Here is a 24,539-nt window from a genome sequence, read left to right on the forward strand (position 1 = left end):
TGAAGCAGGTCCTTGCCCGAAGTAAAAACACATCAGGAGGCGTTTGCAGCACCTTTGTCCGAACTTTCACCAACACCGCCGGTGGCATCCATGACCGTCTTGCGGTGACCAAGCTGTGACAGGAAGTTTTCCGATCGGGTGTAGCCGCCAGATGCGGCACGTGCCGCGCCCTTCGCCCCTGCTTCGTTAAAGGCTTCGTAGGCTTGGGAATAGCTCATCCGGGCATGGGTGAGCATTTCGATATCCTTGTGAAGGTTGCCGTTGGTCAAATAGACAGTTGCAAGGGCAAACATGATCCGCCCCCAGATATAGGGATGATCGCGCCGCGTGCAGACCTTGAGTGCGGCCTGAAAGACCGGGACCACCTGTGTATCGGGGATCGTGACATCACGGATGGTTGCCGAAGACACAATTGCCTCGGCCAGACCATAGGCGATTGTCGCATAAAGCGGGCCATGAACACGGGCATTGATCATGCCAATTGCCCGGCGGTAATGCGCAGCCCCCTTGTCGACAAGCTTGGCGTCTTCCTTGTCCTTGCCGGTGAGCACCATGGCTTCGCCAAGCTTGCAAATCGAAAGCGCACGATCCACCGGAGACCCCATGGAGAGCTCAATCCGGCGTTCCAGCATCCGCCAGATCGCAATGGACAATGCACCAGAACGCGCCTTGAGGTTGGCAATCAGCGACCAGTTCACAAGTGCCCCATACAGGGCAAGCGCCGCGACGGTGCGCGGGTTTATTTTGGAAAAATCACTGATCCCGTCAAGAAGCGTGGAAAGCGGAACCTCCTGGGCGCCCGCATTATCAGCATCAAGTGACTCGCCCTTGAGCCCGGTCGGGGCAGCGGTTTTTCCTGTGGCGGACACTGGTTTTTCGGAAGCTTCGCTGACCATTTTCCGGATATAGGGTTCCATGACGCGCAAGGCACTTGCGCAATAGGATCGATCCCCGGTTTCCGAAAGAACGAACGCCCCGAATCCATAGGCAAGCCCCACACCGGCACCGCCCTGCGAAAAGATATCACCGCCGTGAATTCGGTCCTGAAGGTCTTCAAGGACAGCGGCCAGTCGGGCAATCTGCAGGGCGCGCTGTTCGCCGCCGGTTGATTTCAGCACAAGCTGGGCCGTCAGGAGAATGCGCAATGCCTCGGAAACATCAGGATGGGTCAGCTGACGGAAACTGTATGTCTGGGGCAGCATCAAGTCATAAAGTGACGATGCCAGCGCATCACTGACCATGTGAAGATCAAGATAGCCGTTGCGCGGATCCTGACGCCCCCAGAAGACAGTATCGACATCCTTGCGATGTGCGACGTTCAGAACGCCAAGTTGCGCCTCGCGCATGGCTTGAAACGGGTCGGCTGCATCGGGATTGGGTGAGAAGAACTGATCAATCCGAACCCCGGCACTTTCCGGGACAGAAGACACCGCAGCCTTCACAACATCGGCAACTTCGTCGTCAACACTTGCGCCGATATGGGCATTCGGTTCTGGCGGTGTGAAGCGCGCGATACCATACCGGCACAGAACATCGTCGGCTGCCAGAACGTCGTCGGCAGCACCCCCCATATCATCGACAGTGTCCGCACCCGTGATCAGGGATTTGAACACGAGGCCAACCATTGACCAGAAACCAGCCATTATTGTCCTTATCTGTCCCTTGCTTTGAAGAGCCTGACAGCAAGGGTCCTTAGACTTTTATCGGATCATTTTCGTCCTGTATTCAAGGTTGGTCAATGCTGTGCGTTGTCATTTTTATCATACCGAAGGATAAGGCAAACGACCCCAAGTTGGGTTAACTGACCACCAGACACATAAAGGCACCGGATCTTCAGGATTCCCAGGGCCGTTTGCGCTGACGCGACGTGCCACGTTTGGGAGCAGCAGGTTTCGCGGACTTGCGCCCCCACGGCCCACGGCTGGACGCGGGTCTGGCGGTGCGGGGTGTTTGTTCGGCCTGATGGCCGTGCACGGGGCTTTGTGCGGAACTTTGCGAAGAGCCAGCCAAGGCCTGCAGGCGCGCAATGCGGTTGGCCATGTTGGGGTGGGTAGAGAACAGGCTATCGACGCCTTTTCCGGATAACGGGTTGGCAATATACATGTGTGCGGTTGCCGGATTGCGTTCGGCATCCATATTCGGGACGGCGTGAACACCCTTATCTAGTTTGTTCAAGGCACTGGCCAGCCACATCGGATGGCCGCAGATTTCAGCCCCGATCTTGTCGGCCTCATATTCGCGGGTCCGCGAGATTGCCATCTGCACGATCATCGCCCCCAAGGGCGCGAGAATCGCAATCAGGATCATGCCGATCCCGCCCAGCGGATTGTTGTTATCGCGATTGCCGCCAAACATGCCGGCAAACATTGCAAAGTTGGCCAACGCAGAAATCGCCCCGGCGATGGTCGCGGTAATGGTCATGGTCAGAGTATCGCGGTTTTTCACATGCGCCAGCTCGTGGGCCATAACGCCGGCGATTTCGTTGCGATCAAGGAGCTTAAGCAACCCTGTGGTCGCAGCCACCGCTGCATTTTCCGGGTTTCGCCCGGTGGCAAAGGCATTGGGTTGCGGGTTTTCGATGACGTAAACCTTGGGCATTGGCAGGTCGGCATTGCGCGCAAGGTCACGGACCATCGCCACCAGTTCTGGTGCTGTTTTATCATCCACCTGCCGTGCGCTGCGCATGCGCAGCAACATGGCATCCGAATTCCAGTAGGCGAACACATTCATGGCAGCTGCAAACAGCAGCGCGATAATCATGCCCTGTTGCCCGCCAATCATCATGCCAACAGCGCCAAACAGCGCGGTCAGGCCAGCAAGCAACAAACCGGTACGCACATAGTTCATGGTCGAAAACCCTTATCGACAAACATCCCGACCGAAAGATAAGGCGATGTGCAGCCAAGGCAAGGGCCATCAGATCAGACTGAGAGATGGCTCACACGAAAAAACGGGGCTGACCTTTGTCAGCCCCGTTCGGGAGTTTCAAAACAGCCGAACCGGCGGGGTCGGGGGAAAAGACAGTCCAGCTGTTTTGTGCAACGATATCGGTCACTCCGCAGGCTGATGTGCATCAACCTCGTCAAGTGAACGAACGTCGTTGCGCCGGCCAATCATGCGTACAAGGACATAAAAGACCGGGGTCAGGATCAGGCCAAATATCGTCACACCCAGCATGCCCGAGAACACGGCAATACCAATTGCGTGGCGCATCTCGGCACCGGCACCACTGGACAGGACCAGCGGAACGACGCCCATGATAAAGGCCAAGGAAGTCATCAGGATCGGGCGCAGACGCAAACGGCTGGCCTCGATCGCGGCTTGAACGGTGCTGCGGCCCTGATGTTCAAGTTCGCGGGCGAACTCGACAATCAGGATGGCGTTCTTTGATGCCAGTCCGGCCAGCACAAAAAGGCTGATCTGGGTGAAGATGTTATTGTCACCCCCAAACAGATAGACACCAAAAACAGCGGACAGGATGCTCATCGGGACGATCAGGATCACCGCCAATGGCATGGTCAGGCTTTCATATTGAGCCGCCAGCATCAGGAACACGAGCAGGATACAAATCGGGAAAACAAAGATCGCCGTGTTGCCTGCCAGAATCTGCTGATAGGTCAGCTCTGTCCATTCATAGGACATACCCGGTGGCAAGGTTTCATCAAGGATCTTGGTGATTGCGGCCTGTGCTTCGCCACTTGAATATCCCGGTGCCGCATTGCCATTAAGATCAGCCGAACGGAATGCGTTATAGCGCATCGCCGTGTCCGGCCCGAATGTTTCGGAAACCGAAAGCACGGAACCAAGCGGCACCATATCGCCATCTGCGTTGCGCGTTTGCAGACGCAGAATGTCATCGGGGCTTGAACGATACGGCTTGTCTGCCTGTGCGATCACCTGATAGGTGCGGCCAAAGGCGTTGAAGTCATTGACATACATTGACCCCAAATAGACCTGCATGGTCCGGAAGACTTCATCAACAGGGATGCCAAGCTGCTGGACCTTGGTACGGTCAAGCGTCGCCTGAAGCTGCGGCACATTGATGTTGTAGCTTGAAAACACGCCGGTCAGTTCCGGGGCTGCCCATGCCTTGGCAAGGACCTGTTTCATCGCATCATCAAGCGCACCATAGCCCTGATCGGTTCGGTCCTGTACCTGCAGCTTGAAACCACCAACAGTGCCAAGCCCCTGCACCGGCGGCGCGGGGAAGATGGCAACAAAGGCCTCGTCGATGCCTGCGAACTTCTGTTGCAGTTTGCCTGCGATGGCAAGCCCTGACAGATCATCGCTTTTGCGTTCATCAAAGTCCTTGAGGGTGACAAACACGATGCCGGCACTTGAGCTGTTCACAAAGCCGTTGATCGAAAGCCCCGGGAACGCCACAGCACTTTCCACTCCGGGTTCCTTGAGCGCGATGTCAGACATTTCGCGAATAACATCCTCGGTCCGGTCCAGTGTTGCGCCCTGCGGAAGCTGGGCGAAACTGACAAGATATTGCTTGTCCTGCAACGGTACGAAACCTGTCGGCAGGATCTGGAACCCCTGATAGGTCAACGCCAGAAGACCGACATAAAGCGCCATCATGATGGTCTTCATGCCCAGCAGACGCTTCACACCACCGGCATAAAGATCAGTACTGCGGTTAAAGAAGCGGTTGAACCCGCGGAAGAACCAGCCAAAGACAAAGTCCATGCCGCGTGTCAGCCAGTCTTTTGGCGCGTCGTGGCTGCGCAGGAGCACAGCCGACAAAGCCGGGCTCAGCGTCAGTGAGTTGACGGTGGAAATGATCGTGGCAATGGCAATGGTCAGGGCAAATTGCTGATAGAACTGACCGGTCAGGCCGGAAATAAAGGCAATCGGCACAAATACACCGGTGATGACAAGCGAGGTCGCGATAATCGGCCCCGTAACTTCGCGCATGGCCGCCACTGTTGCATCACGCGGGGAAAGACCACGTTCAATGTTACGTTCGACGTTTTCGACCACGACAATCGCGTCATCAACCACAATCCCGATGGCCAAAATCAAACCAAACAACGACAGCACGTTGATCGAAAAGCCCATCAACAGCATCAGCGCGAAGGTACCAATGATTGATACCGGCACGGCCAGCAACGGAATGATCGACGCACGCCACGTCTGCAAGAAGACGGTGACCACGACAACAACAAGCGCAACTGCTTCGAGCAGGGTCATGATCACCGACTTGATCGAGCCGCGCACAAACACGGTCGGGTCGTAAACGATGGAATAATCCAGATCTTCGGGGAAGCCCTGTTTGAGTTCTTCCATCGTCGCGCGGACGTTGCTTGAAATATCGAGCGCGTTCGAGCCCGGTGATGCAAAGATCGGGATCGCGACCGCAGGCTTGTTATCAAGCAGGGAACGCAGCGCATATTGCTGGGCTTCCATTTCAACGCGGGCAACATCGCCCAGACGTGTGACGGTGCCATCCACTTCCCGCTTGACGATGATGTTTTCGAATTCTTCAGGGCTTTCCAAACGACCACTGATATTGATCGGCAGCTGGAACTGTACGCCGCTGTCATAGGGCGCGCCACCGATGATCCCGGCGGCGACCTGTACGTTCTGGCTTTGGATGGCCGAAACCACTTCGCCCGCCGTCAGGTTGCGTTCGGCAACCTTGTCGGGGTTGAGCCAGACGCGCATGGCGTAATCGCCCGACCCAAACAGCCCGACCTGCCCGACACCGGTGATACGTGCCAGACGGTCACGCACATTCAGTGTCGCGTAGTTGCGCAGATACAGCATGTCATAGCGTTCATTGGGGGAACGCAAATGCACGACCATGGTCAGATCCGGTGAACGCTTGGACACCGTTACGCCAAGCTGGCGCACGATATCAGGCAAGCGCGGTTCGGCCTGCGACACACGGTTCTGGATTTTTTGCTGGGCCAGATCGGGGTCGGTTCCGATTTCAAAGGTCACGGTAAGTGATAGATTGCCATCGGTGGTGGCCAGCGAGTTGATATAAAGCATCCCCTCGACCCCGTTGATTTGTTCTTCAAGCGGGGATGCGACTGTGTCGGATATCTCGGCGGGGTTGGCGCCGGGGAATTTGGCTTCGACAACGATCGACGGCGGGACGACTTCCGGATACTCGGAGATCGGCAAACGCCACATGGCAATCAGGCCCGCCAACAATATCAGGACGGACAGAACACCGGCAAAGATCGGGCGATCCACGAAAAGTCTGGACAAATTTTGCATGACAGTCAGCCTTGCTTACGTGCGGCTCCGCATCCCTCAGGATGCAGAGGCCTGCAGGATTTCAGGGGCGACCGCCATGCCTGGGCGGACTTTCATGATGCCGTTGACAATCACCAGCTCGCCGACCTCAAGACCAGATGAAATGATCCGCTTGCCGTCAAGCTCGGCACCCAGCGTAACCTGGCGATAGGCAACCGTATTGTCGGGGGCTACGACATAAACGAATTTACGATCCTGATCGGTGCTGATCGCTTCGGGCGAGATCATGATCACGTCGTTCTTGCCAAGGGTGCCGACTTCAAGGCTGGCAAAGGTGCCCGGTATCAGGCTGCCATCAAGATTGTCGAAAAGCGCACGCGTTCGGATGGTGCCGGTGCGGGCATCGATCCGGTTGTCGAAGCTGTGCACATGACCCGAAATCTGACGCCCGTTCGACAGGGTCATGTTGACCGGAATGTGTTGCGCGGCATCGTCAATCTTGCCGCTATCGCCAAGGCTGGCAAAGAAGGTCTGCTCATCCAGATCAAAGTCGGCATAGATCTTGTCGGTCGAGACGATGGTGGTCAGAACCGGCGCATTGGCACCGGCATTAACCTGATTGCCGACAGTAAGCTCCACACGGCTGACGCGGCCATCAATCGGTGCCTTGACATAGGCGTGGTCAAGTTCGATCTCTGCCAGTTCAAGCTTTGCCTTTGTGCGGCTGACGTCGCTTTGCGCGACCTGATAAGCACTTAAACGCTCGTCATAGACGCGTTTTGATACTGTGCCGTTCGAGACGAGCTTTTCCGCGCGTTCCTTTTCCTTTGCCGCCAATGACAGGTTCTGACGGGCAGCGGCAAGCTCGGCGCGGGCTTCATCGACGGCAGCCTGATAGCTGCGCGGATCAATGACCGCAAGAATGTCCCCCTTTTTGACCTGCTGACCATCTTCAAAGCGGATTTCGACAATTGCGCCGCTGACTTGCGGGCGCAACTGAACTTCCTCCACCGCGCTCAGGCAGCCGGAAAAGTTGCTCCAGAGGCGGACAGACTGGCTTTTGACACCCGATACGGTGACGGGGGTTGCCGGGGGTACGGATTGTTCCGTTTGAGCCGCGACCTCATCAGCGGCGGAACCGGTGATATGCAGGCCATATCCACCGGCGGCAACGGCCAGCGCCATGACAGCTGCCGGCAGCAAAATTTTGCGTTTTGATCGAGACTGCATCATTCCATCTTCCAAATAGGTTATGCCGCGCACAGGCGACCCGTTTGGAAGAAAAATGGATACCGATCGGTATGTTTGCAAGTGAAATTAGAGAATAATCTGAATTATTTTCCCTACACACTGAAATTTTTAAGGGTTTTACGCGGCTGAACCAGACTCTATGTCCCTGTATTTGCACTGCAAATTGAGGATCCGGCAGATACCGTTACGAATATCAGACCGAACGGTATCAAGATCGTTGAAAACCTGACCATACGTCAGCAGACCGTGAACATACTGGAAAATCAGTCGCGCCAAAGTCGTGACATCACCACCCTCACCCAGCATGCCTTCGCCTTTCAGGCCGCGCACCATAGACGCCAGATACTTGATCTGTTCTTCGGCAAGTTCGCGCGAACAGGCCTGGATCGGCGCATCTTCCGGCCCGACCTGCCCACCAGCGGTGAAAATAGGGCAAACACAGACTTCGTTTTCCCCCGGGACGGCATAGCGTTCCTGCTTGTTGCAAATGAGTTCGATATAACCGTTAAGCTGATCAAGCGGAGGAACATCGGGGGAAAAGATGGCGCGAAGCTCGTCCTTGCCCTTTTCCCAGTGATGGCGGGCCGCCGCCGCAAACAACTCCGCCTTGCTGTCAAAGTGATGATAGAACGCGCCCTTTGTCACCCCGGCATGCTTGCAGACGTCACTCACACCAACATCGTGATAGCTCCGTGTCGCCAATAGCTCCATCGCTGTTTCAAGCAGCTTGTTCCGGGTTTCTGCGGCGTTCCTCATGACCTTGACCTGTTTTGTTTATATAGCTCAGATATACATACCGGTTGGTATTTTTCAAGGAATACACCGGTAATATTGTAAATAAGTCATATGAAAATGGCAGCAGGATGACAGGATCTCCCATTCCTTCCCGTGATCTAGTGCAAATCTTGCTGCATCGTTCATTTTGCCAATAAGGCGGTATGTATTCTGAACGACCCGCTGTGGGCGCAGGCCATTGATTGAAGACATGTAAAACAAAAAAAGAAGGGCGCCCGTTACAGGCGCCCTTCCGTGCTTAAGAACAGGGTCTTCCGACCTGCCAGACGTCAGGCGCCGGTCAGAGCCCGGATCTGGCGGTTGGCCACTGTGATCATGGCAAGATCAATCTGACCGGCCGAGCGCAGCTCATTGATCAGATCATCGCAACGCGCACAGCCGCGCTGGCGATCCTGAACCCAGATATCAAGCAGATCGGATCCCGATGTGCCTTTCTTACCTGCTGCGAGAACCGAACGGGTCAGTTCGCGCTGATGGCCAAACAGGTCATCAATCACGGCTGCGCGAGCCAGTTTCTGCCAATAGGTATCGGCTTCGATGGACTCGGCAGCGGAACGCATCAGACCCAGCTGGAAGCGTGCACCGACCGCGAAGTAGGTCGCAGACACTTCGATCACGTCGCGTCCGGTTGCCTCTGCGATGCGGACCACATCACAGATTGCAACCATTTGCGCGGCTGATGCCACCCGCCACGCGATGTCTTCGGGGACACCCTGTGCGACGAGTGACTTAGACTTGTCTGCCAGCGCCTTGCGGGCAGCTGCGTCCTCGGGCACGATTTCCTCGAAGCATTCGATGACCTTGGAAACCGCCGGGCGGAACATTTCGATCTTGGCACCGACATTAAGTTCCTCGCAATTGCGCAGGAACCAAAGGGTCACATCGTTCACCATGCGATTGATTTCGCGGAACATGCTGGTCTGCAGCTTGGCCAGCACGACGTTATCAAGCGCCTCGATGCCGTCCCACAAGTCGCGAAGCCCGAAGACCGCACGCGTGATCAGATAACCACGCGACACATCAACTGCCGACATGCCGGTGGCTTCCATCATGTCATGGACAAAGGTGCCACCAACCCGGTTGACCAGGCTGTTGGTCGCCACGGTTGCGATAATTTCACGTCTCAAACGATGGTTCGAAATCGCATCGGCGTATTTTTTGCGCAATGCCGTCGGGAAATAGCGCACCAGTTCCTCGACCAGAACCGGATCATCGGGCAAATCGGACTCAAGAATTTCGTCATAGAGCCACAATTTCGCATAGGGCATGAGAACCGAGACTTCCGGACGCGTCAGGCCCTCATGCGCATTGGCACGACGGGTAAGTTCCTCGTCATCAGGAAGATATTCGATTTCGCGGTTCAGTCGCCCTTCGCGTTCTAGCATGCGGATCAAGCGGACCTGTGCATCAAGGATATCGGCACTTTCCGCATCGGCATTCGAGATCGCCTGGCTTTGCAGATAGTTATCACGCAGCACCAGATCGCCGACCTCATCAGTCATATCGACCAGCAACTTGTTACGCTGCTTTTCGGTCATATCGCCCGCCGCGACCACTTCGCCCACAAGGATCTTGATATTGACCTCGTGGTCCGAGCAGTTCACGCCCGCCGCGTTATCAATTGCATCGGTATTGAGGCGACCACCAACATGCGCATATTCAATACGACCGCGCTGGGTCGCGCCAAGGTTGGCCCCCTCGCCGACGACCTTTGCGCGAACTTCGCGACCATTGATGCGGATGGCATCGTTGGCACGGTCACCGGCATCGGCGTTGGTTTCGACACTGGACTTGATATAGGTCCCGATACCGCCAAACCACAGAAGTTCGACGTCGGACTTCAGGATGGCCTTCATCATCTCAGCCGGGGTGATCTTGCCACTGCCAAGCCCCAGCACCTTGCGGACTTCGGGTGACGGATCAAGGGTCTTGGCCTTGCGATCAAAGATATCCCCGCCCTTTGACAGGGTTTTCTTGTCATAGTCGGCCCAGCTGGAACGCGGCATGTCAAACAGACGTTTGCGCTCGGCAAAGCTTTTGACCGGGTCCGGGTCCGGATCGACAAAGATGTGCATGTGGTTAAAGGCAGCCACAAGCTTGATCTGTTCGGACAGCAACATGCCGTTGCCAAACACATCGCCCGACATATCGCCAACACCCGCAACAGTAAACGGCGTGGTCTGGATGTTCTTGCCCATTTCGCGGAAGTGGCGCTTGACCGACTCCCACGCACCACGGGCGGTAATGCCCATTTTCTTGTGGTCATAGCCCTGCGAGCCACCCGAAGCAAAGGCATCATCAAGCCAGAAGCCATAATCACGCGCGACACCATTGGCGATGTCAGAAAATGTCGCCGTGCCCTTGTCGGCCGCGACAACCAGATAGGGATCATCATCATCCAGACGGCGGACACGTTTGGGTGCCACGATTTCACCGGCAACGATATTATCGGTGATATCAAGCATGCCGCTCATCAGGGTTTTGTAGCAGGCGATGCCTTCTTCAAGGAACGCTTCACGCGTGCCATCGACTGGCGGGCGTTTGACAACAAAGCCGCCCTTGGAGCCGACCGGCACGATCACCGCATTCTTGACCATCTGGGCTTTGACCAGACCGAGGATTTCGGTGCGGAAATCTTCCTGACGGTCTGACCAGCGAATGCCGCCACGCGCGACCGGTCCACCGCGCAGGTGAACGGCTTCGACCCGCGGGGAATAGACAAAGATTTCACGCCACGGCCGGGGCAGCGGCAAATCTTCGATCATGCCGGAGTTAAATTTGACCGACAGATAGGATTTCGGATTTCCATCCGCGTCATACTGGAAGAAGTTGGTGCGGAGCGTTGCTTGCACGAGGTTAAGGAAGGCCCGCAAGATACGGTCTTCGTCCGGATTCATCACGTCTTCAAGACGGCTGATGATATCGGCTTCAATTGCCTCAACCTCGGAGGTCTGATCTGCATCACGATCCGGATCAAAGCGCGCCACAAACAGCGATACAAGGGCCGATGCCAGTGCCGGGTTGTTGGCAAGGGTCTTGGCCATATAGGCCTGCGAGAAGGCAGACCCCGTCTGGCGAGTGTAACGCGCATAGGCACGCAGGATCACCACTTCGCGCCAATGCAGGTTGCCCAGAAGGACAAGACGGTTGAAGGCATCATTTTCAACCTCCCCATGCCAGATGCGGACAAACAGTTCCTGGAACTTGTTGCGCACGTCATGGAGGCTGAATTCGCCGTCGACCTCTACCCCGAAATCATGAATGCGGACATCGGTATCAACATCACGCGGGCTGACCGTGAACGGATTCTCTGTGATGACCTTAAGGCCCATGTTTTCAAGCATGGGCAGGACATCCGAGAGCGGCACAGGTGCGCCGGGATTATAGATCTTGAAGCGCAGCTCGTTCTCGGCTGCTTCGATCGGGCGATACAGGTTCACCCGCAGGTCACTGGCACTAATGACTTCTTCGATGCGTTCGATATCAAGTTCGGCACTTTCGACCGTGAAACGTTCGCGATAATCGGTCGAGAAGCTTTCGCCATAGCGACGATGTAGCGCCAAACCGCGTTCCTCGCCCAGTTCACGGACAAGAACCTGACGCAGGGTATCGGACCAGTCACGGGCCGCTTCGACCAGTTGGCGTTCAATATCGGGCACGCTGTATTCGGGCAGCTCCCCCGGATTGGTTTTGACCAGCAGATGCAAACGCGCAAGCGGGCTGTCCCCGATCAGGGTGTAGTGGGCGGTGACCTTGCCATCAAAGGCGTTTTCAATCACCGCCTGGAACTTCAGACGCAGCTTGGTGGTAAAGCGATCACGCGGGCAGAACAGCTGACAGGAGACAAACCGTTCAAAGGCATCGCGGCGCACGAACAGTGCGATACGCTGGCGCTCCTGAAGGTGCAGGATACCCATGCAGGTATGATACAGATCATCCAGATCAACCTGGAAAAGCTCATCACGCGGATAGGTTTCAAGGATATTGACCAGCGCCTTGCCATCGTGACTTGCCGGCGGGAAGCCAGCACGTTTGACCGTTTCGGCCAGTTTCATCCGCAGAAGCGGGATAAGGCGCGGGCTGAGGTTATAGGCGACCGAGGTAAACAGACCGACAAACAGGTGCTGCCCAACCACCTTGCCCTTGGCGTCGAACTGTTTGACGACAATCGTATCAAGATGCACTGAACGGTGGACGGTCGATTGCTTGTTGGCCTTGGTCACCATCAGCAGGCTTGGCTTGGTGACGAAGTCCTGAACTTCTGGTGACAGGTTGCCGATCTGGCGCAGCTCGTCAAAGACGTGGGTTCCCTCACGCGACAGAATGCCGAGCTGATTTTTCACCTCAACATCGACCTGGGACTTTTTGCCACCGCTTTTGAAGCGGTATTCCCGATACCCAAGGAAGGTGAAGTGATCATTATGCAGCCAGCCAAGGAAATCCTGCACTTCGCGGCGGTCATCATCGGACGCATCTGCCTTGACCTCGCCGATTTCATCAAGAACATCGGTGACCTTTTTCAGCATCGGCTGCCAGTCACGCACGGCAAGCGCGACGTCTGTCAGGCAGTTTTCAAGCCGATCATGAACCTTGGCGAGCACGTTCTTGTCGGTCTGTTCGTCGATTTCGACATGCATGACCGATTCACGCGGATCATTGGTTTCCTCAACACCGGCAACGCGCTGCAAGTCACCGTTGTCATCACGCGCAATGCGCATGATCGGGTGAATGACAAGATGCACCGTCAGATCAAGTTCATGCAGGGCGGCTGTCACCGAGTCCACCAGAAACGGCATGTCGGTATTGTTGATTTCGATCACGGTGTGATCAGACGTCCAGCCATGTTCTTCAAGATCGGGGTTATAGACCCTTATCTTGGCGGTATCTGCCGCAGGGCGCTTTTGCGCAAATTTGTATAGTGTGAGTGCCGCGCCATAAAGCGAGTCGACAGATCGACCCGCCATGTCGTCAGGCGGAACATCCTTATAAAAAAGGCGAACGAATGCTTCTGCATCCTTCGCCATTTCGCCAGACATTCGCTGATGGATTTTCTCGACAACCTTGTCGATGACTTCCCGTTTTGGGTCGCCGTTTCGGGCTTTCATGACCAATTTCCCTTTTTCCCGGCTCTGTTTGCCAGAACCGAAACACCGATCTTTGCGACCGGTGCAACACACCACTGATTTTGCTTTATTTGGGACGTAGAGCGGGATTTTCCATCATGAAGGCACCTGAAAACCCCGCGCGCCCGTAAGCCTACACATAACGGATCATCTGCCTAAAAACTATGCTTCTGCACAAAAAAAATTCATTTAACCAACAGACTAGCATGTAGCCGCAAAATCATCGGCAAGGCGTGATTGTCACAGAATTTTGCACTTTTTTGCAGCGCAAAACCCGGTACACTTTGAAAGACGACCCATTTTACCGGTTACTTCGCAGTCGCACATAATCCGAAAAGGAACAGCAACATGCTTGAAGGCAAAAAAGGGCTGATCGTCGGAATTGCCAATGAAATGTCCATCGCCTGGGGATGTGCCCGCGTTTTCAAACGCGAAGGCGCAGAGCTTGCCGTGACCTACCTTAACGACAAGGCCAGACAATTTGTCGAACCATTGGCCCGGGAAATCGAAGCACAAATCTTTGCCCCGCTTGACGTCCGCGAACAGGCACAGGAAGACGCGCTGTTTGCCGAAATAGAACAGAAATGGGGAAAGCTTGATTTTATTCTGCATTCCATCGCCTTTGCCCCGGCAGATGACCTTCATGGACGTGTCGTCGATTGTTCGCGCGACGGGTTTATGGCGGCGATGGATATTTCATGCCATTCCTTTGCACGACTTGCCAAACGGTCAGAACCGCTCATCCGTGATGGCGGCGCGCTTCTGACCGTGACGTATATGGGGTCAGAACGGGTCATTGATCATTACGGCGTCATGGGCCCGGTCAAGGCAGCACTGGAAAGCATGACCCGCTATATGGCTGCCGAACTGGGCCCCAAGGGAATTCGTTGCCATGCAATTTCACCCGGCCCGCTTTTGACCCGCGCAGCATCCGGAATTGCCGAATTTCAGCACCTGATGGACAAAGCCACAGACCGTGCGCCATCGCATCGTCTGGTAACCATTGATGAAATCGGTGAACTGGCAGCGTTTCTTGCCAGTGATCGGGCCAAATCATTGACCGGCGATGTTGTCCATATTGATGGTGGCTATAACATTATGGGCTAGGCGGCACGTTAGCGCCGCTTTATCGCGTCATCAGCCTTGGGAGCAACGCGCTTGATCTGACGGGCAAGTGCCAGCTTGATCTCGGCATCCGGGTCTGGTTCCGCAGCGGCAAACAGATCGGGTACATCCCCGCCATTGATCGCAATCATCCGTGCATCGGTTTCAGACTGGGCTTCAACCCGCCCATCGACCAGATGGTGCAAATCAAAGCCGGCGTCCTTTAAAGCCGGAGCAATCAACAGGGTGCGATGACAGTCCAGCGGATCCTTCTCGGCACACATCAGGCAGATTCGGTATTTCCCTGCCCCGGCCACCAGCCGTTCAATGCCCGATTTGAAATCAGACCGTTCTGCCATCAGGTCATAATCAAGCTGCCCGTCAGGATAAAGTTCGGGCATTTGCGGCTTTCCGCCCATGACATCGCCCATAAAGACATAAGCAATGCCATTTTCGCGCAGGAACGGTCCGAAGCTCTCGGAGTCAAAGGCCGTCCAATAGCTTGATCCCTTGAAGGTCCGGATATCGGCCACGGCGGTAATACCGTGGGCTCTAAACAGGGCAAGCAAACTTTCCCTGTCGTGGCCAGCATAGCCAACAGTGTAGATGATGCGCCCGGACAATGCGGATTTATCGGCGGTCAGATCAGACATACCCAGAACACACGACAAAACGCATTTTCTTGCAAGCAAGAACGGTCAGGAGTCTTGATCCAAAAACAAAAAGACCGCCCCGAAGGACGGCCTTTTAAACTTTCATCATGGAGCGGGCGAAGAGATTCGAACTCTCGACCCTAACCTTGGCAAGGTTATGCTCTACCCCTGAGCTACGCCCGCATCATCATGAAAGCGATGCATTTTGAAACCTGTCTGATGGAGCGGGCGAAGAGATTCGAACTCTCGACCCTAACCTTGGCAAGGTTATGCTCTACCCCTGAGCTACGCCCGCGTTCATCAGATTGTTTCTGCCCCTGTGGAGCGGCGCGGATAATAGCCCAACAAAGAGCGATTGCAACCCTTTTTTCCATGAAAACGTAACAATGGGAATTTTGGCGGTTTTCCTTGACTTTAAGCGCCTGAATTGTCGAAATCCGACCCGGTTTATGCAAATTTGCGTCCGGTTTTGAACTTGGTTATCTTCTGGCGCACAGCCACAAGGGAAAGAGCATGAGCGATCCATCAACCCAGCTTTTCGATCACCTTGCCAAATTGGGCATCAAAACGACCACACATGAACATGATCCGCTGTTTACGGTCGAGGATTCGCAAAAGCTGCGCGGCGACCTGCCGGGACTCCATTCCAAGAACCTGTTTGTCAAAGACAAGAAGGGTGCGCTGTGGCTGGTTGTCGCAGAGGAAGAGACAGAGATCCGCATGAACCACCTGCACAAGCGGCTGGGATGCGCACGCTTGTCGTTTGGGAAGCCGGAACTTCTGATCGAAACGCTGGGCGTCAAGCCGGGCTCGGTAACGCCCTTTGCGCTGCTCAATGATCAGGAGCGCAAGGTGAACCTTGCCCTTGATGCAAAGCTTGCCAAAGGGGATGTGCTGAACTTCCACCCCTTGCGAAATGACCGTACCACGACAATTACCTCAGCAGACCTGTTAACCTTCATCGACTCACTTGGTTATGAGGCGATGATCATTGATTTCGACGCCGAACCCGCCGCAATTGACGATAAATGAACTACGGACAGCTGAGGCAAGTCCTTCAATCTGCTTATATTTAAGTATAAGTGACGCGCAATATCACATGACTGCCTCTTGTCGTCCGGGCATGGCGGTATCATCTAGAATTCAGAATTAGCGAGTGAATTATAATGTCGATCATTCTTGACGCGAATGCGCCAGATGGCGCCACCAGCCAAAATCAGGATTCCGACCTGATCAAGGACAGCAGTGTAGAAACATTTGTTCAGGACGTCATTGAACCGTCCATGGAAGTGCCGGTTGTTGTCGATTTCTGGGCACCATGGTGCGGGCCTTGCAAAAACCTGACCCCGATTATTGAAAAGGTCACCCGGGAGGCCGGCGGACGCGTAAAACTGGTTAAGGTCAATATCGACGAAAACCAGGAACTGGCGATGCAGCTTCGCATCCAGTCGGTCCCGACCGTTTACGCCTTCAAGGGCGGACGCCCGGTTGATGGTTTCCAGGGCGGCCAGCCCGAAAGCGAAGTGCGCGCCTTCTATGAAAAACTTGCCGGTGGCCCGATTGAAAGTCCGATCGAGGGACTTCTGGAACAGGCAAGTGCCGAACTTGCAGAGGAAAACTTTGAAGCGGCACATGGCATTTACGTTAGCATCCTTGAACGCGAGCAGGAAAATGAAGACGCCATTGGCGGCATGATCCGCTGCATGGTCGGCATGGATGAGGTTGAAGAAGCCCGCCACTTTGTTGACAACATGTCTGATACTGATCGCCTGAAGGCACCGATTGCGGCCGCCATCAGCGCCCTTGAACTTGCAGAGACAGGTGTGTCGGGCGAGGATCTTGATGCCGCGCGCGCCAAGGCCGAAGCTAACCCGAACGACCCGCAGGCACAGTTTGATTACGGCATGGCCTGCTTTGCCAAGAACAAGCGTGAAGAAGCGGTCAACGCCATGATCACCATCATTCGCAACAATCGCGAATGGAACGAGGATGCAGGACGCACCCAGCTCCTGAAGTTTTTTGAAGCCTGGGGCCCGATGGACCCTGCCAGCGTCGCCGGACGCCGTGCCTTATCGACGGTATTGTTTTCATGAGCATATGCGGCCCCTTTGATCCTGAACTTTCGGATCTTCCGGAAACCATGCCAGTATTCCCGCTGAGCGGTGCGCTTTTGCTGCCGCGCGGGCATCTGCCGCTCAATATTTTTGAGCCGCGATACATGAATATGGTGACTGATGCCCTTGGACAGGACCGGATCATCGGCATGATCCAGCCCCGTCCGGATCAGAACAACGCCTATTTCATGGACCCGGAAAACCCTAAAATCTTTTCGACAGGATGTGCGGGCCGCATTACCGCCTTTAGTGAAACCGACGATGGCCGCTTCCTGATCACGCTGACCGGCGTATGCCGTTTTAACGTCATCGAGGAATTACCCGAAAATAGCGGCGGCTATCGCCGGGTACGCGGCGATTTCGACCCCTGGCGGGATGATCTGGAAATTCCCGAGGCGAATGACATGCCGATCAATCGTGATCGGTTGCGCATGGCGCTAGAGGCCTATTTTGCTCAGCATTCGTTACGGTCGTGCTGGGATACCCTGGCAGACAGCGATGATGAAATGCTGATCACCACCATTTCCATGGGCTGTCGGCTCAGTCCGCTTGAAAAACAGGCTTTGCTCGAATGCACAACCCTGTATGATCGCGGCGATATGCTCACGACGTTGCTTGAGATGGCTGTCCACGCCGATCCAAAGCAGACGTACAGCAACTCCAACTGACCATTCATGCCGTCCTGGACGACATAGTTAACCCGAAGGCTGAATTCATGACTGCGACCCCAAGCCCGGTAGACCCGAAACTTCTTGAAATCCTTGTCTGTCCGGTAACAAAACAGGCGCTGGAATATGATCGCGACAATAACGAATTGATCAGCCCCAAAGCCGGTCTTGCCTATCCGATCCGTGATGGCATTCCGATCATGCTGCCTGATGAAGCCCGCGCCATCGAAGATTAAGGCAAACAGCCTGTCATGACACAAGACAGCTTCACCCCGGCTTTTACCCCGGTTGAAATCAATTATCTGCGTGATGATCGCATTCTGGAAATTATCTGGGATGACGGTGTGAAAACCCGCCTTGGTGCCGAGTTGCTTCGGGTTGAAAGCCCGTCAGCCGAGGTTCAGGGGCATCATCCCTCGGAAAAGAAAATCATCGCCGGACGCCGCCATGTCGGCATCATTGATATTGTGCCGGTCGGGAACTATGCCGTGCGCATCAGTTTTGATGACTTGCATGATAGCGGCCTGTTCAGCTGGCAATATCTGCGCGAGATGCACGACAATCAGGACAATCTTTGGGCGGACTATCTCGCTGCACTCGAAGCACGCGGACTTTCGCGCGATCCCGCTAAACGATAGCAACCGCGCCGCATCCCGCCAGTCCATGAAGACCCCCAAAACAAAAGCGGCCCTGCCAATGACAGGACCGCTTTTTTAAATGTTTTGACGAGACGTCCATCCCGTCACTCAGGTTTCCTAGAAGCGATAGCCAACACCGAGGCCAAAGACCCACGGATCAAGATGCGCTTTGGAGGTGTTCGCACCATTGTTGATGCTGACATCGGTATCGAGATAGATCTTTTTGACGTCGAAGTTGACCGACCACGGGCCGGAAATTGCGTAGTCAAAACCAGCCTGGAAGGCATAGCCAAAGCCGTCATCATACTCTACCGAGTTAAACTGACCTGGCTTGGAGTCATAGAAGAAGGTGTAGTTGATACCGGCACCAACATACGGGCTCCAGCGGCTTTCAGGCATGAAGTGGTACTGCACCGTCAGGGTCGGCGGCAACAGACGAACAGAACCCGCATCAAGGGTCGGGTTCGCCCAATCCAGATCATGCTGGGTGGTTGCAGCGATCAACTCAAATGCGATGTTGTCAGTCACGAAGTACGAAAAGTCGACTTCGGGCACGGCATCGTTGCTCAGCTGGCCATGACCAGTGCCGTTGTTGATGTTGTGGTCATAGGTGTCCTCATCCGGAACCATCGCAATACCGCGCGCACGAATGACAATATCACCGGCCTGTTTGGTTTTGAATTCGGCGGTCTGTGCGGAAGCCGGATTGGCTGCAACAAGCGAAGCGGCCATCATGCCACCCAACAAAGCGGTGCCAAGAAGTTTGGATTTGAATGACATTATCTGTCCCCTGTTAGTTTGATCAACTCGCTGGGGACATTGCGCCTTTCGGTTTGCTGACTTGTTGACACAAATCAACAAGCAACGACAAAAAACGACATGTTTTTGAACGATTTTAAATGACTTTGGATCATTTAAGCTGAAGTTCCCGGTTTTTGATCAAAACCAGGTCTTCATCGCACTACATGATCCAGGGACTACAAAGATTTGCCTTGCATCAACTTCGGCAGAGTCCCGGCATACCCCATGGCATGGGACATGAACGTCTTTTTAAGTGGCGGGATTTTTTCGACCACGGCCAAACCGATATCGCGCGCCCAGCGGACCGGGGCAATGTCATTTGAAAACAGACGGGTGGTGAGATCGGTAACCGCCAACATCACCGTATTATCAAACCGGCGCCATTGTTCGTACTCTGCCAGGACATCCGCACTGCCAATGTCACGACCCAGACGACGGGCATTGACGAGAATTTCGGCCAGAACGGCGACATCACGAATGCCCATATTCAGCCCCTGACCGGCAATGGGATGCATGCCATGGGCCGCGTCACCAATCAGCGCCAAGCGATCCTGCGTGTAGTGATAGGCATGCTGCAAACCCAGCGGATAGCAGAAACGCGGACCAATCACCTCAAGATCACCCAGATATCCGTCAAACCGACGATGGAGTTCATCCACAAAGGTCTGCTCATCAAGATTGACCAGATAATTGGCCTGTTCGGTGCCCTCCGTCCAGACGATCGAACAGCGGTTGTCCGTCATTGGCAGAATGGCAAACGGACCGGCAGGCAAGAAGTGTTCAACCGCCAAACCATTATGCGGCTGCTTGTGCTTGACCGTGCAAACGACCGCACTTTGCTTGTAGCTCCAGTTATAGGTCTTGATCCCGGCCCACTCGCGCAGCATGGACTTGCGCCCCTCTGCGCCGATTGCAAGCGGCGCCCGCACAGATTGCCCGTCTGCAAGCGTGATGGTCATATTGCCCTGATCACGGTCAATCGTTTCAACACGTGCCGGTGCAATCATTTTGACCAGATCGTTTTTTTCAATCGCACGATACAGCGCACTGCGGGTCACAAGGTTTTCGACGATATAGCCAAGCGGTTCGTCACCAACTTCATGGTGATCGTAATGCAAGAAGAGCGGACTTTGTCCGTCGGCAATCCGGATATCAAGGATCGGTTCGGCCGCATCGGCCATGTTTTCCCAGGCCCCGATAACATCAAGCACCGATTTGGAGGCCGCTGCAATCGCACAGGTACGACCATCATAATTTGCGGTCAGGATGGTTTTGGGATCTGCATAATCAATCACTACAGACTTCATACCACCATGCGCCAATGCCAGAGCCATGGAAGCGCCATTCAATCCGCCCCCCAGAATAATGACATCGGTTTGAAGTGCCTGCTGATCATGCATGTCGCAAATTCCTGTGTCGTTTGGCCACCGCACATGACGCCGGTTTACCCTGTGGACCGGCGGGCTGCGTTGACCTGACGCAACAAGGCGTCGTGAAAGCGTTGTTTGCACATCTTTACCCTGCCCGATACGCGCCTACAACCCGCACCGATCATCGCGGGGCCCGTAATCTTGCCTGCCAGGCCACCGACGATGCATTAAGCCCATCTGCTGCACACCATCAACCCACAGGCAGCCCATACACTTTACCACGCAATACATGCCCCCAGTTGCAGGAAAACTGGTCTTGATCAGTAAATGACCGCCACAGGCCATTGAGCTGCAAGTGCTTTTCTTTTCCACGGCCGGTTGATTAAAAAATATGCACATTTTTTGGACAACAACAGATTTTGTGCAGATTTTAATCCGTACAGGGCAAAACAAAGTCATCATTCCATCACTGCGATTCATTATTTTGTCTTTTTCATTCAGTAACTTACAAGATTGATTTTGAGTCTGGCACGATTCTTGGTTTGGAACGGGGGACTGCGAAATCGTGATTACCACGTTGGTATTCAACGGATATGCCGGGAGGTCGCAATATTATGAAACTTGTTACTGCTGTAATTAAACCGTTCAAACTGGACGAAGTCCGCGAGGCGCTCAGCGCACTGGGCGTTCAGGGTTTGACGGTCACTGAAGTCAAAGGTTTTGGCCGTCAGAAAGGCCAGACCGAAATTTATCGTGGTGCTGAATACATGGTCAGCTTCTTGCCGAAGGTGAAGCTGGAAGTCGCCATCACGGATAATCTGGTTGATCAGGTTGTCGAAGCTATCACCAAAACTGCTCAAACCGGGAAAATCGGGGACGGTAAGATTTTCGTTCTTGATGTGAGCCAGGCGGTCCGTATCCGTACTGGTGAAACCGGCGACGACGCCCTGTAAGTCCAGAGACAAGGGGAGACATTATGACTATTTCCATGAAGAAAACCGGCCTTGCTGCAGCTGCAGCTACCGCCCTTCTGGCAATCGCTTCTCCGGCTTTTGCACAGGACGCAGGCGTTCCGGCCGAAACCCAGTTCATTCTCAACAGCTTTAGCTTCCTGTTCAGTGGCGCCGTCGTCATGTTCATGGCTGCTGGCTTTGCAATGCTGGAAAGCGGTCTTGTACGGACCAAAAACGTAACCACCATCCTGCTGAAGAACATCGGTCTCTTCTCCATCGCAGGCATCATGTACTACCTCATCGGTTACAACCTGATGTACATGGATGTATCTGGCTGGATCGGCTCGTTGAGCCTGTGGAGCGCAGATGACTCCGCTGCCCTTGGTGGCGACTTCTCTGGCGGTTATTCCGCAACGTCCGACTGGTTCTTCCAGATGGTCTTCGTTGCCACCGCAGCTTCGATCGTTTCCGGTACTGTTGCCGAGCGTATCAAACTGTGGCCATTCCTGATCTTCGTCGTTGTTCTGACTGGCGTCCTGTATCCGATCACCGGTTCCTGGACCTGGGGCGGCGGCTGGCTCGCAGAGATGGGCTTCTCTGACTTTGCCGGTTCCACCATTGTGCACTCGGTCGGCGGCTGGGCTGCTCTGACCGGCGCGATCATCCTTGGTGCTCGTAAAGGCAAGTACGGTGAAGACGGTTCGGTTCATCCGATGCCGGGTTCGAACCTTCCGCTTGCAACGCTTGGTACCTTCATCCTGTGGCTCGGCTGGTTCGGCTTCAACGGTGGTTCCCAGCTTGCTATGGGTACCGGCGCTGACGTTATCGCCATTGCCAACATCTATGGCAACACCACCATGGCTGCTGCTGGCGGTGTGGTTGCAGCAATCATCCTGACCCAGATCCTTTACAAAAAGGTCGACCTCACCATGGCACTTAACGGTGCACTGGCTGGTCTGGTCTCGATCACGGCTGCTCCGGACACCCCGACCATTGGCTCGGCGATCATCATCGGTGCAATCGGTGGTATCCTGGTTGTCATCGCGGTTCCGCTGCTCGACAAACTGAAAATCGACGACGTTGTCGGTGCTGTTTCGGTTCACCTTGTTGCTGGTATCTGGGGCACACTTGCTGTTCCGTTCACCAATGATGGTGCTTCCTTCGGTACGCAGATCACCGGTATCGTTGCAATGGGTGCCTTCACCATCGTTGCTTCGTCGATCGTTTGGTTCGCTCTGAAATTCACTGTTGGTATTCGCCTCTCCGAGGAAGAGGAAGCCAACGGTTCGGATGCGACCGAGCTCGGCCTGGAAGCTTATCCGGAATTCGGCAAGGGTTCCCAGCGCTTCTAAGCAAGACATTCTGACGGGTACCGTGTTCGCACGGTACCCGATCAACAAGATCAAAAGCCCGTCCGGGGAAACCCGGGCGGGCTTTTTTGTCGGCGTCATGCAAGCTTTTAGCGGTTTCGCACATCACTATCGCAGTGGCGGTTTAACGCCGATTTCATGCCGCTCTTAAATGTTTCTTTGCACTTTTGGCATAGGGGTAAAGTCAGGGGATTTTACCCATCTTCTGAAGAACGGCACCGCCGATGGCGGGCCACAGACCATGCTGGAATGACGACGAACATGTTTAACGCGCGCCTGGATCAATTGCCTGCCTATCCGTTTCCGCGATTGGCAACCCTGCTTGACGGTATTGAACCCGGTCAGCCACCCCTTGTCATGTCGATCGGCGAACCGCAACACGAACCGCCTGCGATGATCACCGATGCCATGGTCAAGCATGCCAGCCTCTGGCACAAATATCCGCCCGGCGCGGGCACACCGGAACTCCGCGACGCCATCAAAAACTGGCTGGATCGGCGCTATAACCTGCCCGCAGACATGATCAATCGCGATGACCACGTCCTGCCGGTCGCAGGTACACGCGAAGCACTTTATCTGATCGCGACCACCGTCATTCCGCAGGATCAGCCCGGACCAAAACCCAAGGTCTTGCTGCCAAATCCGTTCTATCAGGTTTATTGCGGGGCAGCGGTTCTCAATGATGCCGAAATGGTACCGCTGGCCGCTGGCCCGGATAACGGCTTCATGCCCGATCTTGATCAGATTGACCCAAGTGATCTGGATGCCTGTGCACTGTTCTTCCTGTGCTCGCCCGCCAATCCGCAAGGGGCGATTGCATCGCGCGACTATCTTGAACAGATCATTGCGCTGGCCCGCAAGCATGACTTCGTTCTGGCCATGGATGAATGCTATGCCGATATCTATGACCGCACCGCCCCGACGGGCGCGTTGGAAATTTGCGCCGCGCAAGGCGGGAACATGGACAATATTCTTGTCTTCCACAGCCTTTCGAAACGGTCCAGCGCACCGGGTCTGAGATCGGGCTTTGTTGCCGGTGACGCCAAAATCGTCAAACGCTTCACCGCGCTGCGCAGTTATTGCTCCGCCACGGTTCCGATGCCGGTAATGGCAGCATCCACCATGCTTTGGAACGATGATGCCCATGCAGAGGCCAATCGTGACCTCTATCGTGCGAAAATCGACATCGCCGAGGAAGTCTTTGGCAACCGGTTTGGTTTTTATCGCCCGCCGGGGGGCTTTTTCCTGTGGCTTGATGTTGGTGATGACGAAGCCGCCACCCGGAAAATCTGGAAGGAAACCGGCGTAAAAGTCATTCCCGGCAGTTACCTGTCGATGACCGATGCTAGGGGCAACAATCCGGGCAAACGGTATATTCGCATTGCCCTTGTTCACGATCTTGAAACCACGCGGGAAGGACTGACCCGCATCGCGCAGGCATTGGACAATTAGGGTTCAGTGCATCGCACCCAGCAGAACAGCAGGACTT

The 24,539-nt window shown here is 54.8% G+C and carries 18 protein-coding genes and 2 tRNA genes; 9 read left to right on the forward strand and 11 right to left on the reverse strand.

The genetic code is table 11. The annotated features are described in order from the left end of the window. Positions 1 to 32 precede the first annotated feature (32 nt). The 6 genes from AUQ43_RS14210 to AUQ43_RS14235 form a co-directional block, all read right to left on the reverse strand. Complete coding sequence (locus tag AUQ43_RS14210) at positions 33 to 1,643, reverse strand: hypothetical protein (protein ID WP_062956875.1); 1,611 nt, start codon at positions 1,641 to 1,643, stop codon at positions 33 to 35. 190 nt (positions 1,644 to 1,833) lie between these two features. Continuing rightward, complete coding sequence (gene htpX, locus AUQ43_RS14215) at positions 1,834 to 2,847, reverse strand: zinc metalloprotease HtpX (RefSeq protein ID WP_062956876.1); 1,014 nt, start codon at positions 2,845 to 2,847, stop codon at positions 1,834 to 1,836. 204 nt (positions 2,848 to 3,051) lie between these two features. Then, on the reverse strand, positions 3,052 to 6,231 hold the full coding sequence (locus AUQ43_RS14220; RefSeq protein WP_062956877.1) for an efflux RND transporter permease subunit: 3,180 nt from the start codon (positions 6,229 to 6,231) through the stop codon (positions 3,052 to 3,054). Positions 6,232 to 6,267: 36 nt separating this feature from the next. Further along, on the reverse strand, positions 6,268 to 7,443 hold the full coding sequence (locus AUQ43_RS14225; RefSeq protein ID WP_232310686.1) for an efflux RND transporter periplasmic adaptor subunit: 1,176 nt from the start codon (positions 7,441 to 7,443) through the stop codon (positions 6,268 to 6,270). Between the two features lie 135 nt (positions 7,444 to 7,578). Then, positions 7,579 to 8,217 (reverse strand): TetR/AcrR family transcriptional regulator, encoded by a 639-nt coding sequence (locus AUQ43_RS14230; protein ID WP_062956878.1) that lies wholly within the window; start codon positions 8,215 to 8,217, stop codon positions 7,579 to 7,581. A 308-nt stretch (positions 8,218 to 8,525) separates the two neighbouring features. Then, on the reverse strand, positions 8,526 to 13,361 hold the full coding sequence (locus AUQ43_RS14235) for an NAD-glutamate dehydrogenase (RefSeq protein ID WP_062956879.1): 4,836 nt from the start codon (positions 13,359 to 13,361) through the stop codon (positions 8,526 to 8,528). A gap of 366 nt (positions 13,362 to 13,727) precedes the next feature. On the opposite strand from AUQ43_RS14235, the gene fabI reads away from it, so the two are divergent. Then, complete coding sequence (gene fabI / locus AUQ43_RS14240; protein ID WP_062956880.1) at positions 13,728 to 14,486, forward strand: enoyl-ACP reductase FabI; 759 nt, start codon at positions 13,728 to 13,730, stop codon at positions 14,484 to 14,486. An 8-nt stretch (positions 14,487 to 14,494) separates the two neighbouring features. On the opposite strand, the gene AUQ43_RS14245 is transcribed toward fabI, so the two are convergent. From AUQ43_RS14245 to AUQ43_RS14255, 3 genes are all read right to left on the reverse strand, one after another. Continuing rightward, positions 14,495 to 15,136: a DUF488 family protein gene (locus AUQ43_RS14245; RefSeq protein ID WP_062956881.1), complete on the reverse strand. Its 642-nt coding sequence runs from the start codon at positions 15,134 to 15,136 to the stop codon at positions 14,495 to 14,497. A gap of 108 nt (positions 15,137 to 15,244) precedes the next feature. Beyond that, positions 15,245 to 15,319, reverse strand: a tRNA-Gly gene (locus AUQ43_RS14250). 37 nt (positions 15,320 to 15,356) lie between these two features. Next, a tRNA-Gly gene (locus tag AUQ43_RS14255) sits at positions 15,357 to 15,431 on the reverse strand. Between the two features lie 218 nt (positions 15,432 to 15,649). Between AUQ43_RS14255 and AUQ43_RS14260 the strand changes: the two genes are divergently transcribed. The 5 genes from AUQ43_RS14260 to AUQ43_RS14280 all read left to right on the forward strand — a co-directional run bounded on the left by AUQ43_RS14260 (position 15,650) and on the right by AUQ43_RS14280 (position 18,556). Beyond that, entirely contained in the window at positions 15,650 to 16,168 is a 519-nt protein-coding gene (locus tag AUQ43_RS14260; protein WP_062956882.1) for a prolyl-tRNA synthetase associated domain-containing protein, read from the forward strand. A gap of 134 nt (positions 16,169 to 16,302) precedes the next feature. Beyond that, entirely contained in the window at positions 16,303 to 17,229 is a 927-nt protein-coding gene (gene trxA / locus AUQ43_RS14265; RefSeq protein WP_084272110.1) for a thioredoxin, read from the forward strand. Beyond that, positions 17,226 to 17,918: an LON peptidase substrate-binding domain-containing protein gene (locus AUQ43_RS14270; protein ID WP_062956883.1), complete on the forward strand. Its 693-nt coding sequence runs from the start codon at positions 17,226 to 17,228 to the stop codon at positions 17,916 to 17,918. Before trxA ends, AUQ43_RS14270 begins: the two co-directional genes overlap by 4 nt. A 47-nt stretch (positions 17,919 to 17,965) precedes the next feature. After that, positions 17,966 to 18,154 carry a Trm112 family protein gene (locus AUQ43_RS14275; protein WP_062956884.1) on the forward strand — a complete coding sequence of 63 codons (189 nt, stop codon included), beginning with the start codon at positions 17,966 to 17,968 and terminating at the stop codon, positions 18,152 to 18,154. Positions 18,155 to 18,169: 15 nt separating this feature from the next. Further along, the gene (locus AUQ43_RS14280) at positions 18,170 to 18,556 is read left to right on the forward strand and encodes a gamma-butyrobetaine hydroxylase-like domain-containing protein (RefSeq protein WP_062956885.1); all 387 of its coding nucleotides are present in this window, start codon (positions 18,170 to 18,172) and stop codon (positions 18,554 to 18,556) included. Positions 18,557 to 18,673: 117 nt separating this feature from the next. Here AUQ43_RS14280 and AUQ43_RS14285 read toward each other — a convergent pair whose 3' ends face one another. Beyond that, positions 18,674 to 19,336 (reverse strand): OmpW family protein, encoded by a 663-nt coding sequence (locus AUQ43_RS14285; RefSeq protein WP_062956886.1) that lies wholly within the window; start codon positions 19,334 to 19,336, stop codon positions 18,674 to 18,676. 197 nt (positions 19,337 to 19,533) lie between these two features. Then, positions 19,534 to 20,757 (reverse strand): 2-octaprenyl-6-methoxyphenyl hydroxylase, encoded by a 1,224-nt coding sequence (ubiH, locus tag AUQ43_RS14290; RefSeq protein WP_084272111.1) that lies wholly within the window; start codon positions 20,755 to 20,757, stop codon positions 19,534 to 19,536. 584 nt (positions 20,758 to 21,341) lie between these two features. Between ubiH and AUQ43_RS14295 the strand changes: the two genes are divergently transcribed. From AUQ43_RS14295 to AUQ43_RS14305, 3 genes are all read left to right on the forward strand, one after another. Continuing rightward, positions 21,342 to 21,680, forward strand: coding sequence for a P-II family nitrogen regulator (locus AUQ43_RS14295; RefSeq protein WP_007088725.1), 339 nt, complete (start codon positions 21,342 to 21,344; stop codon positions 21,678 to 21,680). A gap of 23 nt (positions 21,681 to 21,703) precedes the next feature. After that, the gene (gene amt, locus AUQ43_RS14300; protein ID WP_062956887.1) at positions 21,704 to 23,032 is read left to right on the forward strand and encodes an ammonium transporter; all 1,329 of its coding nucleotides are present in this window, start codon (positions 21,704 to 21,706) and stop codon (positions 23,030 to 23,032) included. A 267-nt stretch (positions 23,033 to 23,299) separates the two neighbouring features. Beyond that, complete coding sequence (locus AUQ43_RS14305) at positions 23,300 to 24,502, forward strand: aminotransferase class I/II-fold pyridoxal phosphate-dependent enzyme (protein WP_232310687.1); 1,203 nt, start codon at positions 23,300 to 23,302, stop codon at positions 24,500 to 24,502. The last annotated feature ends 37 nt before the right edge of the window (positions 24,503 to 24,539 follow it).

Origin of the sequence: Thalassospira sp. MCCC 1A01148 (assembly GCF_001613795.1) — a bacterium.
In the GTDB taxonomy this organism is placed as follows: domain Bacteria; phylum Pseudomonadota; class Alphaproteobacteria; order Rhodospirillales; family Thalassospiraceae; genus Thalassospira.

Excerpts from the sequence above, each read along its gene's own strand:
- AUQ43_RS14285 (WP_062956886.1), bottom strand. The coding sequence starts at position 19,336 with ATGTCATTCAAATCCAAACTTCTTGGCACCGCTTTGTTGGGTGGCATG.
- AUQ43_RS14280 (WP_062956885.1), top strand. The coding sequence starts at position 18,170 with ATGACACAAGACAGCTTCACCCCGGCTTTTACCCCGGTTGAAATCAAT.
- trxA (WP_084272110.1), top strand. The coding sequence starts at position 16,303 with ATGTCGATCATTCTTGACGCGAATGCGCCAGATGGCGCCACCAGCCAA.
- AUQ43_RS14260 (WP_062956882.1), top strand. The coding sequence starts at position 15,650 with ATGAGCGATCCATCAACCCAGCTTTTCGATCACCTTGCCAAATTGGGC.
- AUQ43_RS14225 (WP_232310686.1), bottom strand. The coding sequence starts at position 7,443 with ATGATGCAGTCTCGATCAAAACGCAAAATTTTGCTGCCGGCAGCTGTC.
- AUQ43_RS14245 (WP_062956881.1), bottom strand. The coding sequence starts at position 15,136 with ATGTCTGATCTGACCGCCGATAAATCCGCATTGTCCGGGCGCATCATC.
- AUQ43_RS14295 (WP_007088725.1), top strand. The coding sequence starts at position 21,342 with ATGAAACTTGTTACTGCTGTAATTAAACCGTTCAAACTGGACGAAGTC.
- AUQ43_RS14210 (WP_062956875.1), bottom strand. The coding sequence starts at position 1,643 with ATGGCTGGTTTCTGGTCAATGGTTGGCCTCGTGTTCAAATCCCTGATC.
- htpX (WP_062956876.1), bottom strand. The coding sequence starts at position 2,847 with ATGAACTATGTGCGTACCGGTTTGTTGCTTGCTGGCCTGACCGCGCTG.
- AUQ43_RS14270 (WP_062956883.1), top strand. The coding sequence starts at position 17,226 with ATGAGCATATGCGGCCCCTTTGATCCTGAACTTTCGGATCTTCCGGAA.
- amt (WP_062956887.1), top strand. The coding sequence starts at position 21,704 with ATGACTATTTCCATGAAGAAAACCGGCCTTGCTGCAGCTGCAGCTACC.
- AUQ43_RS14305 (WP_232310687.1), top strand. The coding sequence starts at position 23,300 with ATGACGACGAACATGTTTAACGCGCGCCTGGATCAATTGCCTGCCTAT.
- AUQ43_RS14275 (WP_062956884.1), top strand. The coding sequence starts at position 17,966 with ATGACTGCGACCCCAAGCCCGGTAGACCCGAAACTTCTTGAAATCCTT.
- AUQ43_RS14230 (WP_062956878.1), bottom strand. The coding sequence starts at position 8,217 with ATGAGGAACGCCGCAGAAACCCGGAACAAGCTGCTTGAAACAGCGATG.
- AUQ43_RS14220 (WP_062956877.1), bottom strand. The coding sequence starts at position 6,231 with ATGCAAAATTTGTCCAGACTTTTCGTGGATCGCCCGATCTTTGCCGGT.
- ubiH (WP_084272111.1), bottom strand. The coding sequence starts at position 20,757 with ATGCATGATCAGCAGGCACTTCAAACCGATGTCATTATTCTGGGGGGC.
- fabI (WP_062956880.1), top strand. The coding sequence starts at position 13,728 with ATGCTTGAAGGCAAAAAAGGGCTGATCGTCGGAATTGCCAATGAAATG.
- AUQ43_RS14235 (WP_062956879.1), bottom strand. The coding sequence starts at position 13,361 with ATGAAAGCCCGAAACGGCGACCCAAAACGGGAAGTCATCGACAAGGTT.